Below are 16818 nucleotides of genomic sequence, written 5' to 3'. Positions count from 1 at the left end.
AGCTGCAATGCCTCGGGATCACATTTGGTGACGCACTTGCGCAGCACATGGGACTGGACTGGGTTGCAGTTGAGGATGAGTATGGCCGTGACCCCGCGCTGAGGCTGGATGGCACATCTGTTCTCGTTTTCCCAATGACTTCAATCTCCAAGCGCATCGAGCAGGGAGAGGTAGTCGACGTCTATGATCTGTTCAATGCTGCATGCAACACCATCAATGACACGGCGCGGCATAGCGCCTAACAATTCATTCAAGCCGAAGCCGCTTCGCGGCTCGGCTTAATTCTGGCGTTAGGCCTTTGGTTCGCGGCACTGTTGTAGCGGGGTTCTTCGCGGGCAGCGGCATCGCGCTCATCCATAGCGTTTGCACCTCGCACACGCGTGGCGGCATCGGCAGTCACTCGTGGCGCAGCTCGGCTTCGGACAGATCAGCTTCTGCACAAGTACGATCATCCTGAATCGGCCTCGTGCAGGTGGGCGGTGTGAGTTCTTGGACGCGCGAGCGGGGCAATCTGGCTCCGGCCATGGCAAGTTCAAGCCCAGGCTGTCCGCCCTGACTTGTTGTACTGTTCGGCCACGGGTTGGGTCGCGGTGCTGGGCATCGGCGGCCTAACAAGTCATTCAAGCCGATGCCGCTTCGCGGCACGGCTTAATTCCGGCGTTAGATGACATGGAAAGTTCGTCGCTAGCTGCAAAGACCAATTTTTCTGAGTGCAAGCAGACGACCGTCATCGACGATCTTCTAGAAGCACTTCTGGTCAATAAACGCCGAATCTATAAGAACATCAATCCGATCACTAGTAATGGTCACGGGCGAAGCGCAGAAGCGAAGCACGTGCTCACCTATATCCTGACGGCGGCCTTGGGCGTGCACAGATTCCCATGGGCGCGAGACCTTATTCCTGATAGACAACATTTCCAACCATATTCTCATGCTGAGCTGCGCTCTGCGATTGATGATGCGCGCAGGATCTATGAATTTGGTCAAGCGGAAATGCTTCAGATCTCGCCAACAATGCTAGTTAGGAGAGGGCTACGGGCGCCGGAGTCAAGCGTTGCAGCAACTCTTTTGGAGCATTGCGCGGAAAAAGGAAGGGTCAGGCTGCCTCTTCAAACAATCACCTTCTTCAATCACGTTTGCTCCGCGTTTAGTGGCGAGATCGAGCTTCAGTTAGATGTTCCGGTTCAGTGGGTATGGGCGTCAATCTACACACTGAAGGATTTGGAACTCCCAGGCTCCGACGAGGAGGTATTCATTGTCTGCCCGGAGATAGATGGCTGCGTAGATGTCCCGAAGTCGGCGTTTGTACACCATGCACAGGTTGATTTTATCGAGGTGACAGGACAGAAGGCGGCATACGAAGAGTGCTTAGCCCGTCTTTTCTCCGCGCCTTTTCGACTTATGCCCACACTTCAGTACGTGCCCGGCCCAATGGAGTCGCACGCGAGACGCCTGGATAAATGGATCGGGCGCCGTGCTAAGGTGAAAATCGGGGTCAGATGACTGTCATCTAACAATTCATTCAAGCCGACGCCACTTCGTGGCGCGGCTTAATTCTGGTGTTAGGCCCCATGCTCAGCATCTTCAGGCGCTCCAAGCAGCATAAGTTCAACATCGCCTCAATAGGCGAGAATTGGCTGGTTAGACCGCTAACTCATGACAATATCCCAGGCAAGCTTCACGTTCGGCAGCTTCCATCCGATGTGCCGCGGAACCACTTCCCAATCGTGGCACTGGCATGGACCGATAAGGCGGAACAGACGCTGGAAGCGGACTCGCTTAGCCTTTCGGTCAGACAAACGCTGGAACGAGAAGGAAACTGCCTGCTTGTGCTAGTTCATGAGACGCCAGATCGGTTGACCTGGTACGCCTACGCAGCTAGCTCAAAGGCGCTGGACGGAGCTTTTGCCTCACTGAGCAACGAGAAACTTAGGTGGGGTGTCAACGAAGATCGAGGTTGGCTAGAGTACGAACATGCCAAGAATCTCGTTGGGGCCTAACAATTCATTCAAGCCGACGCCGCTTCGCGGCGCGGCTTAATTCAGGCGTTAGGCGCTAGTGATCGACTCCGAAGAGCTCCATGCGACTCTGCGCAAGGCACTTGAGGACACCTCTCAAGTGTTCACTGGCCATGTCCAAGATGCGGACGCTTATATCGCACAGGGCAAGGATCATCTCCTCGCACATGTTCTTGATCCGCCTGTGCTGGCGGTGGCAGTGCCAAACGATCATGCGCGTTCCTGCAAAGTGACAATTGACAGACTCGAGGGTTATGCCCTGGCCAACTCAGAGAGCTACTGGCTGCTCTACTGCCCCGAGGACCGACTGTTCTGGTTGGCCTGGGGTTCTGATCCGCTCAACCTCAGCCTATCGGGCTTCAGCGGGACGGATGCCCTTGAAGTCTGGCTATGCTAGCGCCTAACAATGCGTTCAAGCCGACACCGCATCGGGGCGCAAACCACATGGCAGGAAGAGCTTGCCATGTGCTTCACGCCCCGCTGCGGCGCGGCTTAACTTAGGCGTTAGGCGCCACGTGGAGGTTGCATGAGTCTCAAAGATCTTGTGCCGATGCAGCCGGTCTCGAACATGCCCGAGAGCATTAGCTTCTACGAGAAGCTCGGATTCGTTGTTGAAGAACGAAACGACGAATGGGGCTGGGCTAGGCTGCGCTGCGGCGACAGCCAGATCATGCTGGACCAGTCCATCAACCTCCATGCGGGCATTCCCAGGATCGCCGTTCTCTACCTCTATCCCCAAGATGTGGTGGAGTTTCACCAACAGGCGCGTACGGCCGGTTTGCCCGTTCCGGACCTGGACGAGACGTTCTATGGCATGACAGAGTTCCGCATCGATGATCCGGACGGCAATCGCCTGTGGGTCGGACAGCAGCGGGGTGCGTCGGGTGGCGCCTAACAATGCGTTCAAGCCGACACCGCTTCGTTACGCCAACCACATGGCAGAGAAAGCTTGCCATGTGGTCGGCTCCACTACGCGGCGCGGCTTAACTTAGGCGTTAGGCTTCACATGGAAAGTTCATGCTAGAACCCAACCAATTTGAAGAAGACGAGGCTTGGGTTGTGTTCCAACTCAATGATGCTCCCGTTCGCACCGAGCAAGACGGAGATTTCAATTGCATCGCACTCATGGACGCTGCAAGCGGCTTCATCTTTGGCACTGCTTTCGTGTCTGTTGCGCAGGCCGAGCCTTCCGTGTTTGAAGTGCGTAAATTATTCAGTTCATGCTTGGAGCGCAGCGGTGGCACCCCTGCCACCCTTCTGCTCCCGAAGGGGCAATTCCAAACTACGTTCCCCTCGGAGGCCAAGCGCCGCGGAATCACCGCCGTCCATGTTCATGAGACAGAACTTTTATCTCTCACCTCTGAGGCCACGCAAGGCTTCCGAGAGCATGTGCAGGGTGGCCGGGCGTGAAGCCTAACAATTCATTCAAGCCGACGCCGCTTCGCGGCGCGGCTTAATTCAAGCGTTAGGCCTTTGGTTCTCGGCTCTGTTGTAGCCGTGTTCTGAGCGGCTTGCGGCAACGCGCTCATCCGTGGCGCTTGCACCTTGCACGCGCGGCAGCGGTATCGGAGGTCACTCGTGACGCTGCTCGGCTCCGGACAGGCGCGGCTTCGGCACAAGTACGATCATCCTGAGTCGGCCTCGTGTAGGTTGGCGGTGTGGGTTCTCGGCCGCGCGCTCGGGCGAACCGGCTCCGTCCGCAGCAAGCTCAAGCCCCAGCTGCAGGGCAAGACTTGTTGTACTGTTTGGCCAGGGGTTGGGTCGCGGTGCTGGGCATCGGCGGCCTAACAAGTCATTCAAGCCGATGCCGCTTCGCGGCACGGCTTAATTCCGGCGTTAGGCATCACAGGAAACCCTGTCGCATCTCAAACACTCAGGATCACAGTATCCTTACCCGCCCATACAAACCGTTAGGAATTCTCCATGATTTCCCTTTCAACCTATCTTCTGCTGGATGGCTCATGCAAAGAAGCCATGCAGTTCTATCATTCCTGTCTTGGTGGTCAGCTTTCAGTATCACTGGTCGGCGACACCCCGATCAAAGCGATGTTTCCTCCTGAGATGCACAACAGAGTCATAAATGCCCATCTGAAAGCTGAGGGCATCTCCTTGTCCGCATCGGACTGGATGCTTCCAAGTGAGCAACCGACTTCCGGCAACACGGTTTGCCTGTATATCAGTGGCGGCAGCGCCGAAGAAACGCGATCTTTGTTCGATAAACTATCCGGCAGTGCGAGAGTGACCGATCCGCTCACTGAACAGCCATTCGGGCTTTACGGAGCATTGAATGACAAGTTCGGCATTCGCTGGATGTTCCACTCTGATAATGGCAAGTGATGCCTAACAATTCATTCAAGCCGACGCCGCTTCGCGGCGCGGCTTAATTCAGGCGTTAGGCGCCAGGAGGGGCAATGAGCTACGACCTGATGGTCTTTGACCCAGATGCCGCACCAAAGGAGCGTGAATCCTTTATGGCGTGGTACGACAAACAGACGGAATGGTCGGAGGATCACAGCTACAACGACCCAGTGGTGAGTACTCCTTCGCTGCAAGCTTGGTTCCGAGAGATGATTCAATTCTTCCCGCCAATGAACGGCCCGCTTGCAGTGGACTCTGATGCATTTGAGGTCACAGATCACTCCATCGGAAAGACCGTCATCTACTCAGCATTTGCTTGGTCAGTCGCAGAACAGGCATACAACAAGACGCGAGAGCTCGCCATCAAACATCGCGTTGGATTCTTTGACGTAAGCTCAGATGACGGAGAGATTCTGTTTCCATCCGCGCCGTGAGAGTTATCGGCTTGGCGCCTAACAATTCATTCAAGCCGACGCCGCTTCGCGGCGCGGCTTAATTCAGGCGTTAGGCCGGCAACAACAGTCCGGGCTATTTGAGGGGAGCACTACATGGCAGAAACAGCAGGAATCCTAGCTTGGACGTTGGTTTCGGAGTGCCCTATCCCGAATGACGTCAATGATCTATTGGTCGAGGGTGAGACTGCACTGGCGGCTTATAAGACGTTCAGAGACGCTGCAATTTTCACCAACAAGCGGCTGATCGTTCGGGATGTCCAAGGGTTCACGGGCAAGAAGGTCGAGATCTATTCCCTGCCCTATTCGTCGATCCACATGTGGTCGTCTGAGAACGGACACGGAATCTTCAATTTCAACTCAGAGATTGAGCTGTGGACCAGGGCGGGGCACATCAAGGTCAACCTCAACAAAGGCATTGACGTGCGCCGCTTGGATAAGCTCATTGCAAATGCGGTGCTTCAGTCGGGCTCGGCCTAACAATGCGTTCAAGCCGAAATTGCATCGCTACGCCAGGCACATGGCACAAAGAGCTTGCCATGTGCCCAGCTACGCGCTGCAATTCGGCTTAACTTGAGCGTTAGGCAACACAAGGGAGTGAATCGTGACTTTGCCAAGAAGCAAGCAAATCATTGGGTTCGTTGCCTGGCTCGTAGTGAGCTTCATTGCAGCCGCCATTGGCAGCGCCGCATCCATACAAGCTGGTCCGTTCTATACGCAGCTAGTACGCCCGAGCTGGGCGCCACCACCTGACCTGTTCGGCCCCGTCTGGACAATCCTGTACGCGCTCATGGGCATTGCCGCATGGTTAGTCTGGCGTGTCGGAGGGTTCCGTGCTGCACGTACAGCCCTCACTTTGTTTCTGGTCCAACTCGCAGTCAATGCGCTCTGGAGCTGGCTGTTCTTCGGGTGGCACTTGGGCGGCTTCGCCTTCGCGAACATTGTTCTGCTTTGGATGCTTATCGTTGCAACGCTCATTGTATTCTGGCGTGTCAGGCCGTTGGCTGGCGCGCTGTTCATCCCGTACCTGCTTTGGGTAAGCTTCGCCTCTGCGCTTAATTATTCAGTGTGGCGACTCAATCCTCAGATTCTGGGGTAGCGGGGTGCGTTGCCTAACAATTCGTTCAAGCCGACGCCGCTTCGTTACGCGAGCCACATGGCAGGTAAAGCTTGCCATGTGTTCGCTCCACTACGCGGCGCGGCTTAACTCAGGCGTTAGGGGGCACTGGACGCTCATGCGACTGCTGGCTGCTTTGACCATTTGCATGGCGCTTGTTGGTTGCGTCTCTTTCGGCCCCGCTGACGGCCAGTTCTACGCTACGGGCTCCGCACCACCAGACTCTAACTGCACCCTATCAGTCCAGGCTGTCGGTTCCAGTGCTGCCCCAGCTGAGCGCGCTGTGTCTGGCGACTTCCGTGAGAGCTTCATCATTGGCTCATCACGCGGCGGGCATCTGGTTTCTTTGAGTTGCGGTGGTACCGTTGTAGCGACTCGTAGCTTCAAGTACGGGCAAGATGTTCGTATTGGCGGGGAGCTTGCCATTAACGGCGGTGCCCCCTAACAGTTCATTCAAGCCGACGCCGCTTCGCGGCGCGGCTTAACTCAAGCGTTAGGGCGCACAAGTGGATACGTCGAGCGTGCAGCAAAAAGCTGATCCAAGAGTTCGCTTCTTCAACGAAGCTGGCGATTGCGTTCCACCGTTTATGGACACTTCTTGGCGTGGGTGCTGCCTCAACCGCGATCGCTTCGACGCAACAATGATGCCGCGCTTCTTGTATGAAGCACTCATGGACGCGACCGGACATAAGGAGATCGACGTCTCCTTCTACACGCCGGAGCAACCAACAGCCGTAGGTGTTGCGCCCACTTGGGCCGCCTTCCGTGCAGTAGCCAGTCGCCCCGCCAACCAATCACTAGAGCACGTTCTCTCTGACGCTTCTGGTCAGTGGGCGGTTCTCTGCGAGTTGGATGTTGTCGTGCTGGGCGCGTCACCCGAGGTCGCAGCTCGCATCGACAGTGAGTTGGAGCAGCACGGCACCAGCCTCAAGCAAATGACAGTTTGGGACTATCCAGATACGCTTTCCTCAGATCCGCGGTACTTGTACATGCGGGCGGTCGTCGGCATGGAGCCTGCGGGTGCGCCCTAACAATTCATTCAAGCCGACGCCGCTTCGCGGCGCGGCTTAACTCAGGCGTTAGGCCGCACAGCACGCTGCAGGCGGCGCTTCAATGTCCGGAGGTAACATGTGATCAGCGGTCACTGCAATTGTGGCTCCGTCAGATTCGAGTTCGAGGGAACCGCGGAAGGCGTGTTCATATGCCACTGTTCGATCTGCCGGCGGGCGACTGGCGCGAATGGAATCGCAGTCGTTCTAGTTCAGGATGAGCAGTTTAGATGGCTACAAGGCGAAGAGCATATCGTCAAGTGGTCTAAACCAGATTCGCAGTGGGAGACTTGGTTCTGCAAGACCTGCGGTTCGCGGCTTCCTGGCAAGAATGATAGCGAGCGCATGTTCATACCAGCAGGGCTTCTGCCCGGGACCGGGATTGGTCTCAGTGTCCGAGCTCATCTCTGGGTTGATTCAAAGGCGGAGTGGGACGCACTTGGCGATCAAGCTCAGCAACATGCAGAGCGGCACGTCGGAAGTGCGGCCTAACAATTCATTCAAGCCGACGCCGCTTCGCGGCGCGGCTTAATTCCGGCGTTAGGCTGCGCAATGACAGAGTTCGACCGCATCACTACAGACAACTGGACTGTCGCATTTCCTAGCGACTGGCCTGACGCTTCGGACAGTGATGGCACGTTGTATTTCGAGTCGCCGGCCGGGGACAAGGGCTTCTACATCAGCCTCTGGATCATGTCGGACGAGGAGACGCGCGGCTCTCGCGAATTGATTGAGTCGTTCCAACGCACAGAGCTGAGCTCGTTCTTTCCAGCAGAGGAGACTTGGCAGGTTATAAGCCACGTCTCGGAGGGAGACGCAACGTCAGCTTCCGGCTACTGGGAGGGAATCAATGGTGCGCGCAAGTACTGGATCTGCGGCAAGCAGATTGCCGCGGGAAAGCACGTGCTCCGGGCTACATTCCACGACTATGATTCATCAGGACCGGAAGAGTCATCGGACTTCTTTTCCACCATTGTTGGGTCACTTGCGCTTGGCGCAGCCTAACAATTCATTCAAGCCGACGCCGCTTCGCGGCGCGGCTTAACTCAGGCGTTAGGCCTTTGTTCTTGGCACTGTTGTAGCCGAGCTCTGGTCGGATTACGGCACTTCGCTCATTCGTAGCGTTTGCACTTTGCACGCGCGTGAGTGGCATCGGCGGCCACTCGTGACGCAGCTCGGCTTCGGACAGACGCTGCTTCAACGCAAGTACGATCGTTCTGAATCGGCCTCGTGTGGGCTGGCGGTGCGGGTTCTCGGCCGCGCGAGTCGCACGTTCGGGCTTCGTCCGCAGAAAGTTCCAGTTCCAGCCCAAGCTGTCGTCCCAGACTTGTTGTACTGTTCGCCCAGGGGTTGGGCCGCGTCAGATCGGGCAGGGTGCCAGGCAGCGGCGGCCTAACAAGTCATTCAAGCCGACGCCGCTTCGCGGCGCGGCTTAATTCCGGCGTTAGGCGGCTAAGAGCGTTGCTGTAGCAGCGTCACCGCAAACGGTCTGTTCGCGGTGCTTCCAGCATCTGGCCCGCGGCGCTGATCGGTCGCTGATCTCCGGCAACATCTCTGGTCTGGCTCGGCGGTTTGCTTGCTGGCCTTCGGGTCGCTCCCCAACTTGGTCGCGCTCGCCCGGAGCCAGGTTCGGCTTCCCGTCGGCTTTCAGAGAGTGTGCTGGCCTTCGGATCGCCATCGGAAGGTCCGCGCGGCTCGCCCAGGCAAACTTCGGCCGGTCCGCGAGAGCGCTCCCGCGCCCGATTGGTCCTGCTTTCTGATACTTTGCCGCCTAACAATTCATTCAAGCCGACGCCGCTTCGCGGCGCGGCTTAATTCAGGCGTTAGGCATCAGATCATGCGCATCGCAACGGTTGAAATTCTTTCAGATCAATCTAATGCCGCAGTTATGCGGCACCCCGAGCGTCGCTTTCCTGGCATCCTCGTGCAAGGTGACTCATTGCACGCACTTTGCCTTCAAGCAGACTTGGTGTGCGCCGCAGCAAAGAGTTCGCTGACCCCAGAAGCCTACGGGGAGGCCAATGATCTGCGTAACAAGCTGTGGGGATATCTCAGCCACTACAAGGTGGTTCTCGGTGAGCATCAGTTGCCGTTGCCTTTCAGTGAGCAGGCTGATGCCTAACAATTCATTCAAGCCGACGCCGCTTCGCGGCGCGGCTTAATTCAGGCGTTAGGCATCAATGGAGAGTTTTCTGTGGATCAAGAAAAGAGCGATGCGCTGAAGAAAGAGCTTGAGAGCCAGCCCGAGCCACAGTTGGTTCCGATAGATCGGTTCTTTGACGGAAACGATGATGAGGGCTCGATCGGCTGCAATCTTGTCCCCCATCCAGGCATTGGGCTGTTCCGTGAGACATTACTTAGCCTCTTGCAGCGGCCTGATGTAACGGCGGTGCATGCCCTCATCACGGAGCTTGACCCTGGCGATGACGCATGGCCCTTTTCGGACACGGTCGTGGTGACTGGTGCGATAACTCCCGAGGCGCTGCAAACAGCCATTGTGGATCTCCAGCCCGATGAAGTTGGGCCTGCCGATCCAGATGCACTTGGCACGTCGCTATCGCAATCGGACAGAAGCTCTGCTCTTGTTGCGTGGTGGGATTGATGCCTAACAATTCATTCAAGCCGACGCCGCTTCGCGGCGCGGCTTAATTCAGGCGTTAGGCCTGCTTGGTAAAAATGTCGCAAGACCAACCTTTCCACTGGATAGAGCCATTTGCCTTTGCTAGGGCGCGCGCGCGTTCTGTTACGGGTGGAAACAAGCTTTTGCTTGCCATTATCCTAGCGGGTTTGCTCGCTGTTGGGCTTGTGGCTGTGGTGCCTCTCAGTACTGGTCGAGACTTCGTACTTACTGCGCTCTTCTCGGTTAGTGCGGCACTTCTAGTCGCCTATCCAGGCATGTGGCTGTTTTCTCGCGTTCCCAACAGTGTCCTCGTAGCAACGGACCGCATCGTGGTTGGCCGGAAGGTCACTAAGCTCTCGCAAGTTCAATCCGCAGACGTCGGCACTGCGCGTATGGGCGGTAGGGTGCACTTAGTCTTTACATTTCGCACTAAGGATGGCCGGGAGTACTTGTATGGACTTGGGAGCAAGATCGACTCTAAGCAACTTGCAGTATTCCTTCAGCAGGTTGGCGTGCGTGAGCCGCAGGCCTAACAATTCATTCAAGCCGACGCCGCTTCGCGGCGCGGCTTAACTCAGGCGTTAGGCGTCTCTGGAGAGAACATGGACGGCTCAGTTTTACTTACCCCACTCCAGAAGCTGTTGGAGTTCTTCCAGAAGGATCGGCACCACAAAGACGCGCAGAAAGATGCTGCACTTCTCGCCGTGTCTGAGGCTATCAACGCTACCCTCAAGTATGAGGAGGAGAGTGGCGGACAAAAAGGATTTGACAGAGCTCAGGAGTACAAGCTTTCCCAGTTGTGGTCTGACGCATCCGTTAAGGTTCGCCATATCAGCCGCGATCTCTCGCGACGTCTCGGGGAAAAGACAGAGTATTGGGCCGACAAGCTTGAGTGGGCACCGAGCGAACTGGTTGAGCGTAAGATTCGGCTTGTGGAAATACGACAGGCGTTCAGGGACTTACTGAGAGACGCCTAACAATTCATTCAAGCCGACGCCGCTTCGCGGCGCGGCTTAATTCAGGCGTTAGGTCTGCCATGGAAACACTTCTGCTGCTTATAGTGATTGCGGCCGTCTGCTACTGGCTCTTTACTCGCAGTCGCCAAACTGCTGCGCCAATAGACATCACGCACTTGCCGGCACAGTTCGTAGTTTTTGATCTAGAGACAACTGGCCTTGATCCGTCAAAGCATCAAATCATTGAGATAGGCGCTATCAGAGTTAACCGTGACTCGAATCAGCACGACACGTATCAAAATTTAGTTTTCGCCAAGCGGAAGCTCCCGAAGAAGATCGTTGAGCTAACTGGCATCACTGATGATCTACTCAAGTCTGACGGCGTTTCACTTGAAGAAGCACTCAACGGCTTCGCCGCATTTGTTGGTGACCTTCGCTTAGTTTCCTTCAATACAGATTTCGACCTTCCATTCCTTCACAACGCAGCCGCGCAGCACAACCTTCAGTTCCGCAATCCAACTTCTTGCGCACTAAAAATGGCAAGACGAGCTTGGCCAAGCCGTCAAAGCTTTCGTCTAGCAGACCTTGCGCGTGACGGTAATCTTTCACTTTCAAACCAGCATCGCGCCCTCGGCGATTGTGAGCGCGCCTTACACGTGTACATTGCAGCAGCATCAAAACTCAGGTCTGTGTGACTGGCAGACCTAACAATTCATTCAAGCCGACGCCGCTTCGCGGCGCGGCTTAATTCAGGCGTTAGGCCGCAAGTGAGAGTCAATTGAGAGTCCTCGCAGCCATCTTCATACTGATTCTCGGAGCCGCGATAAATCTCTTTGCGATCAAATTCGGCGCGGAGGACACAAGACCCTTAGTGCGCTTCTCCTCGGTGGCTTCTGGGTGCCTCGCAATCGTTTGCGCCATAGCCACTCCTGGGGCGTTTCTTCGCTTCTTGCTTTCAGCGGACTCTTTGGCTCTGACAAATATGTTCATTGCAGGCACAGTGCTCTTTACCGCTTTCTCACTAGTACTTGATGTTGTAGTTGCCATCAGGCTGCAGCGCATTGCGGCCTAACAATTCATTCAAGCCGACGCCGCTTCGCGGCGCGGCTTAATTCAGGCGTTAGGCGGCCATGAGACATCTTCTCGAACATGAGCGTCCGGTAGTCGCATATCTATTCGAGCTTGCTGGCATGCCGGTCGACCTCGATGCGCTTATTGTTCGCCCCATGTCAGATGGTGGCATGGGTAGCCTCGCCATTGTGCCCTTCGACAGCTCTCGCAGGTTCGGCTCATCGCCAGCTGAGTGCCACTTCTACGACTTGGATGGCATTCCTGTATCGGCGGCGCTCAATCTTGACCAAGACGGTAAACCGTTCGAGATTGACGTCTGGCGGGTAGACTTCGAGCCCACGGTGGGCTGGCCTTCGCATACAGAGCTTCTAGCTGGCCCGCCTAACAATTCGTTCAAGCCGACGCCGCTTCGCGGCGCGGCTTAACTCAGGCGTTAGGCGGCGAGAAGCATTGCTGTAGCAACAGCACGGCAAACGTTCTGCTCCACTTGCTGCCGGCTTCCGGTTCGCGGCGCTGATCGGCCGCTGCTCTTCGGCAGCATCTTTGGCCTGTCGCGGCGGCTCGCTTGCTGGCCTTCGGCCCGCTCCCCAAGCATGGTCACGCTCGCCCAGAGCCAGTACCGGGTTCCCGTCGGCTCGCGGAAGGTTTACGGGCCTTCGGATGGCCATCGGACGGCCCGCGCGTCTCGCCCAGGCAAACTTCGGTCAGTCCGCGGGTGCGCTCCCGCGCCCGGTTGGCGCCGGTTTCTGATAGTTTGCCGCCTAACAATTCATTCAAGCCGACGCCACTTCGTGGCGCGGCTTAACTCAGGCGTTAGGCGTGCGATGAGCATAATTAGGCCTTACCGAAGAACCTGCCGCCAGTTCGTCGACGGAAGCTACTCCGACAGCGGCCGTTGGATGTATTTGCTGCATCCGAAGTACGCGACCGACCCACGACACTACGTGCGCGCTTTCCTGCTTATCCAGCAGGATGTTCTCGAGCTGTTCTCGTACGTCGAGCCCAGCGACGTCAATCTAAGCACCTACTCGCACCGCATTCAGCAGTTGCTAATGCGGACGTGCGTCGAAATCGAGGCAAGCTTTACTGCCATATTTCTAGATAATGGCTATGCCAAAGCAACATCTGGTCAGAATCTCAACATTGGCGACTACAAACTGATCAACCTGTCCCACAGGGTTTCCGCATATCAGGTGCGAGTGCCGGGCTGGAAAGGAGCCGCAGGTATTCGCCAGCCATTCGCAGCCTGGGGATCAGATCAACCGCTCCTGTGGTACCGGGCTTACAACAAATCGAAGCACAACCGCCACGAGAATTTTCACCTAGCCACCCTTGACGCACTCATAGATGCGTTTTGCGGCCTGAACATCCTTTTATCCGCCCAGTTCATGGACGAGGAGTACGCGCCTGGCAGCAAATCCATTTCACTCAGTGGCGCGTGCTATACCTATGAGGGCGACGACGGCATGGAGCCATCTATCGGCGATATGCTCCGTATTAGGTTTCCTACGGATTGGCCGGTTGAAGAGCGATATGAGTTCACATGGCCCAGCCTCTCGAGCCAAGATGACCCATTTGAGAACTTTGATTACGCAGCGCACGCCTAACAGTTCGTTCAAGCCGACGCCGCTTCGCGGCACGGCTTAACTCAAGCGTTAGGCCCTACAAGTCGAGATTGAGGTGGCATTGATGACCAAATGGACTTTCATTCTTGCTTCCGCGCTCATGGCACTTGCCATCATTGTCTCTACTGGTCGCGCGACACCTCCGCCAGAGCACAAGCCGCAATATTGCGCAATGAGCTTCTGCGTCGAGGTTATTGCATACAGCGTCGTTGAGAGTGCGGTAGTAGATGGCACAGACCGCACCGAGCGCATCAGCCTTCGGTTGCGTGATGGCACAAGAATCGCTTTCGCTGCTCGAGCATTCTATGAAGATGAAAAAATTGACCAAACAGCGCAGGACTGGGGCTTTCGCTCCCCTTCCTTAGCAGTAGCACGCCAGTGCATTGGCTGCAACGACCAAGATGTTCCGTCACTTATAGTCGGTGCTGCTGTTAGCGGAGATCCTAGCCTTGTACAAACCCATCTCAAAGGCAGTCTGTGCGTATGGTCTTCACGCTACCGATGGAGATCCGAACAACCTCAACCTCGTCGCATCGAGCTTGGAGAGCGAGAGTGCTTTCAATCAATCAGGCAGTAGGGCCTAACAATTCATTCAAGCCGACGCCGCTTCGCGGCGCGGCTTAATTCAGGCGTTAGGCCGCTCGGGCCAAGCATCAATCGCTGTGCTGGCTTCAGCTGCTGCACTTGGCATGCGCAAGCCTGCTACTCCAGTTGCACTCACAGCAAGTTCGTTCCCGACCGGTCCTATGGGCAAGCCGTTGGCTGGCGGCATTGCGCGCAGCAATGTCCTTCCCGCACCTGTTTGGGGCCAGCTTGCCGCGGCTGCGGTTTGGGGTACAGTTTCGGCAGCAGGGCCCGGCAGTTCCGTCGCCGGCGCCCTAACTATTCGTTCAAGCCGAACCGGCTTCGCCGGTCGGCTTAACTCAGGTGTTAGGCGCGTATGAAGAATCTCTGGCTCATCCTCATTCTTGCACTTGCCGCCTTACCGAGCGGCGCGATCGCTTCGAAAGAGGGGTTGCTTTCTCTCAACGCCTTCGCGTTAGAGTCCCCCGGCATCGGTCAATCTGGGCCTGTCAAAGTGGCAGGAGCGCAATCCGACAGGGGTATCACACTGCTTCGCATTGAAGCATTTGGCAGGACGTTCAACATTGGCCCCGACCAGCTCCGACAACTACGAGGGTTCAATGCAAACGGCGTCCAGATTACCTACGAAGGTGGCTACGTGGATCTGGGCGGTCGCACCATCTATGTAATCTTCTCTCGCGGCTTCACTTCGGGTGTCGTGCTTCAGCGCTACGTGTCCGTAACGGAGACGGGGTCAGTTACCGTGGCGGATAGGCCATGAGGTACGCGCCTAACAATTCATTCAAGCCGACGCCGCTTCGCGGCGCGGCTTAATTCAGGCGTTAGACCTGCTTATCAGCATCCATGCAACTTGTGACAGGAGTGACATATGAAGGTACTGATGCTTTTGATCGGACTTGCTGTTGGCGCGGTGGCGTCCGGTGCATATTTCAAGCATCAGTGGAACCAAGATTCAAAAGTTCTGGCTGATAGTTGCAATGAGGCAAAGCAGAACTGGATGTCTGGGTCAGTTGCTCTTTACAACTTCAAAGAGCTTCTAGAAAAGTCCAAAAATTCGGTGTACGACCCATCAAAGGTCAAATCCTGCGCAAATCAGGACGTCATCTACCAAGGTGCTATTTCTTCGTACTTACGCTTCCACACCGACCTCCCAGTTCCGCTGGTAACTGCTGCTGCAAATCTCGCTGGCGCGAGCACTCAAGCTAAACAATCCGCACTACTGGAAGAGACAAGCCGATTGTTTGATGAGTGTCTGATCAACTCTCGCATCGAGCTTCCAGAAATTTCGTTGCCACCAGATGAGTAGCAGGTCTAACAATTCATTCAAGCCGACGCCGCTTCGCGGCGCGGCTTAATTCAGGCGTTAGGCCTCATGAGACACATTCTCGCAATTGCCTTGTTGGCTGGGTTATCGGTCACGCCCGAACCTGCCAACGCACAATCCAAGATTGTTGATGTTCCCACCGGCCCAACGCCCGCTTGCCCAGCGCTCCCGGGTGTCACTAACGTCATAATCTCGGGTGAGCCTGGTCCAGATTTCTGGTCGTGTACCGCTACCCATGTGCAGAGCGGCAGAAAGTTGTTTGACGTCTATGTTGGCAATCATCCCGCCAGGCCGGGTCCGGGCTATCGCTTCGCTGGATACACCTTCTTCGGGGAGAAATCACTAGTGTGGTTCGCACAGCCAACTGGTGATCGAAGCTCTCCGGTAACATGGCAAACGTACTTGCCAACTGGCGACCTGCGAATGTCCGTAATGGTTGTCTCGCTTGAGCGCACCGGCTTCTTCGACCTAGAGGCAATCACCCCGCTGATTGCACACCTCAAGGTTGATTACTAGCATGAGGCCTAACAATTCATTCAAGCCGACGCCGCTTCGCGGCGCGGCTTAATTCAGGCGTTAGGCCGCACATGAGAGCTTTCCTGTCACTTGTACTTATGCTCTTGCCCGGCTGCGCGACGCTACCCAATAGCTGCTCGCAACTAGCGCCAGAGGCAAGTGGCTGGAAGCCAATTGCCGCGCCGCCGGATGCTGACACAATGATTAGCCTGCTCAGCAGCCAACCAAAAAGTGAGTTGCAGTGGTATGTACGGGACAATTCCGTCTATAGGGCAGTAAGTTGCTCATCCTGCTCTGGAGTTGCAGATGATTTCACGAAGATGGATGGTTCGTGGCTACACTTGGACTCAGCGTTGCAACTCTGCCATTCCGTCAGTGCGCCCTAGCAACTCATTCAAGCCGACGCCGCTTCGCGGCGCGGCTTAATTCAGGCGTTAGGTGTGCGATGGGGATAAACGTCTACTGGAAGGATGAGCGTGGCCAGATCCTCGCGACCGTTGAGGACTCGGATGCACTTGCTCAGATGAGCAGCCTTATACTTCGGCAAACCGGCAGCACTTGCGTACGGTTCATAGATCCAGCCGGAGATGCCTGCTTCAATCAACTCCAGATTCCTGTACTGGCATCGGAGATTCGTGGCCTGTTGCCGGCTGTTGGCAATCCCCGTTGGCAAAGCCATCTTCAGGCTGTACTTTCGCTAATTGAGGGGGCGTCCATGGCACATACGTATGTTTGGTTTCAGGGTGACTAGCCGCACACCTAACAATTCATTCAAGCCGACGCCGCTTCGCGGCGCGGCTTAATTCAGGCGTTATGCCCCATGCCAAACTGGACCGCCCAGCCTTTCGTAGACACCCGCAGGCCATAATTCATGGCTACAGCAGAGGTGTTCATGAGCAGCAAGCGATACACGGATGAGTTCAGGGCCGAGGCGGTGAAGCAGGTGCTCGAGCGCGGCTTCACGGTTGTGGATGTGGCCGCGCGCATCGGGATCCCCAAGCACACGCTGTACGACTGGGTGCAGAAAGCGAAGAAGGCCGGCAAGCCGGCCGCAGGTTCCGCGCCGACGGGGACTGACTCGGCTGAAGTGCGCCGCCTCAAGGCCGAGCTGCGGCGCGTGACCGAGG

22 protein-coding genes are annotated in these 16818 nt (G+C 56.2%); all 22 read left to right on the top strand.

The window, feature by feature from the left end:
* The coding region (locus tag FQY83_RS17425; RefSeq protein WP_146388550.1) for a DUF3806 domain-containing protein at positions 1-242 on the top strand (242 nt) is incomplete at its 5' end.
* A 427-nt stretch (positions 243-669) separates the two neighbouring features.
* Positions 670-1503 (top strand): hypothetical protein, encoded by an 834-nt coding sequence (locus FQY83_RS17420; protein WP_146389492.1) that lies wholly within the window; start codon positions 670-672, stop codon positions 1501-1503.
* A gap of 555 nt (positions 1504-2058) precedes the next feature.
* Positions 2059-2415 (top strand): hypothetical protein, encoded by a 357-nt coding sequence (locus FQY83_RS17415; RefSeq protein WP_146389490.1) that lies wholly within the window; start codon positions 2059-2061, stop codon positions 2413-2415.
* 129 nt (positions 2416-2544) lie between these two features.
* Complete coding sequence (locus tag FQY83_RS17410; protein WP_133001219.1) at positions 2545-2913, top strand: VOC family protein; 369 nt, start codon at positions 2545-2547, stop codon at positions 2911-2913.
* Positions 2914-3035: 122 nt separating this feature from the next.
* Positions 3036-3428: a hypothetical protein gene (locus FQY83_RS17405; protein ID WP_146389488.1), complete on the top strand. Its 393-nt coding sequence runs from the start codon at positions 3036-3038 to the stop codon at positions 3426-3428.
* 513 nt (positions 3429-3941) lie between these two features.
* Positions 3942-4355 carry a VOC family protein gene (locus tag FQY83_RS17400; RefSeq protein ID WP_202878211.1) on the top strand — a complete coding sequence of 138 codons (414 nt, stop codon included), beginning with the start codon at positions 3942-3944 and terminating at the stop codon, positions 4353-4355.
* Between the two features lie 74 nt (positions 4356-4429).
* Entirely contained in the window at positions 4430-4810 is a 381-nt protein-coding gene (locus FQY83_RS17395) for a hypothetical protein (RefSeq protein WP_146389486.1), read from the top strand.
* Between the two features lie 114 nt (positions 4811-4924).
* Positions 4925-5308, top strand: a complete 384-nt coding sequence (locus tag FQY83_RS17390; RefSeq protein ID WP_146389484.1) for a PH domain-containing protein — start codon at positions 4925-4927, stop codon at positions 5306-5308.
* A 124-nt stretch (positions 5309-5432) separates the two neighbouring features.
* Positions 5433-5927 (top strand): TspO/MBR family protein, encoded by a 495-nt coding sequence (locus tag FQY83_RS17385; protein ID WP_425478679.1) that lies wholly within the window; start codon positions 5433-5435, stop codon positions 5925-5927.
* Between the two features lie 539 nt (positions 5928-6466).
* The gene (locus FQY83_RS17380) at positions 6467-6976 is read left to right on the top strand and encodes a hypothetical protein (RefSeq protein WP_146389482.1); all 510 of its coding nucleotides are present in this window, start codon (positions 6467-6469) and stop codon (positions 6974-6976) included.
* Positions 6977-7075: 99 nt separating this feature from the next.
* Entirely contained in the window at positions 7076-7486 is a 411-nt protein-coding gene (locus FQY83_RS18010; protein ID WP_146389480.1) for a GFA family protein, read from the top strand.
* Positions 7487-7546: 60 nt separating this feature from the next.
* The gene (locus FQY83_RS17370; protein ID WP_146389478.1) at positions 7547-7999 is read left to right on the top strand and encodes a hypothetical protein; all 453 of its coding nucleotides are present in this window, start codon (positions 7547-7549) and stop codon (positions 7997-7999) included.
* 832 nt (positions 8000-8831) lie between these two features.
* Complete coding sequence (locus FQY83_RS17365; RefSeq protein ID WP_146389476.1) at positions 8832-9116, top strand: DUF6959 family protein; 285 nt, start codon at positions 8832-8834, stop codon at positions 9114-9116.
* Positions 9117-9188: 72 nt separating this feature from the next.
* Entirely contained in the window at positions 9189-9596 is a 408-nt protein-coding gene (locus FQY83_RS17360) for a hypothetical protein (RefSeq protein WP_146389474.1), read from the top strand.
* 620 nt (positions 9597-10216) lie between these two features.
* Entirely contained in the window at positions 10217-10591 is a 375-nt protein-coding gene (locus tag FQY83_RS17355; protein ID WP_146389472.1) for a hypothetical protein, read from the top strand.
* 59 nt (positions 10592-10650) lie between these two features.
* Positions 10651-11265: a 3'-5' exonuclease gene (locus tag FQY83_RS17350; RefSeq protein WP_146389470.1), complete on the top strand. Its 615-nt coding sequence runs from the start codon at positions 10651-10653 to the stop codon at positions 11263-11265.
* A gap of 435 nt (positions 11266-11700) precedes the next feature.
* The gene (locus FQY83_RS17345) at positions 11701-12066 is read left to right on the top strand and encodes a DUF6984 family protein (protein WP_425478678.1); all 366 of its coding nucleotides are present in this window, start codon (positions 11701-11703) and stop codon (positions 12064-12066) included.
* A gap of 474 nt (positions 12067-12540) precedes the next feature.
* Positions 12541-13248: a hypothetical protein gene (locus FQY83_RS17340; protein ID WP_192906738.1), complete on the top strand. Its 708-nt coding sequence runs from the start codon at positions 12541-12543 to the stop codon at positions 13246-13248.
* Between the two features lie 82 nt (positions 13249-13330).
* Positions 13331-13843: a hypothetical protein gene (locus FQY83_RS17335; protein WP_146389467.1), complete on the top strand. Its 513-nt coding sequence runs from the start codon at positions 13331-13333 to the stop codon at positions 13841-13843.
* A 363-nt stretch (positions 13844-14206) separates the two neighbouring features.
* A complete protein-coding gene (locus FQY83_RS17330) occupies positions 14207-14611 on the top strand; it encodes a hypothetical protein (RefSeq protein WP_027080101.1) in 405 nt (134 codons plus the stop codon).
* Between the two features lie 108 nt (positions 14612-14719).
* Positions 14720-15157 carry a hypothetical protein gene (locus FQY83_RS17325; protein ID WP_146389466.1) on the top strand — a complete coding sequence of 146 codons (438 nt, stop codon included), beginning with the start codon at positions 14720-14722 and terminating at the stop codon, positions 15155-15157.
* 1426 nt (positions 15158-16583) lie between these two features.
* Positions 16584-16818, top strand: a 235-nt coding sequence (locus FQY83_RS17320; protein ID WP_158636543.1) for a transposase, incomplete at its 3' end; no start/stop codon positions are given.

It is taken from the genome of Luteimonas marina (assembly GCF_007859325.1).
Classification (GTDB): Bacteria; Pseudomonadota; Gammaproteobacteria; order Xanthomonadales; family Xanthomonadaceae; genus Luteimonas; species Luteimonas marina.
The sequence above is the reverse complement of the archived record's forward strand: the minus strand, read 5'-3'. Positions and strand labels throughout refer to the sequence as shown.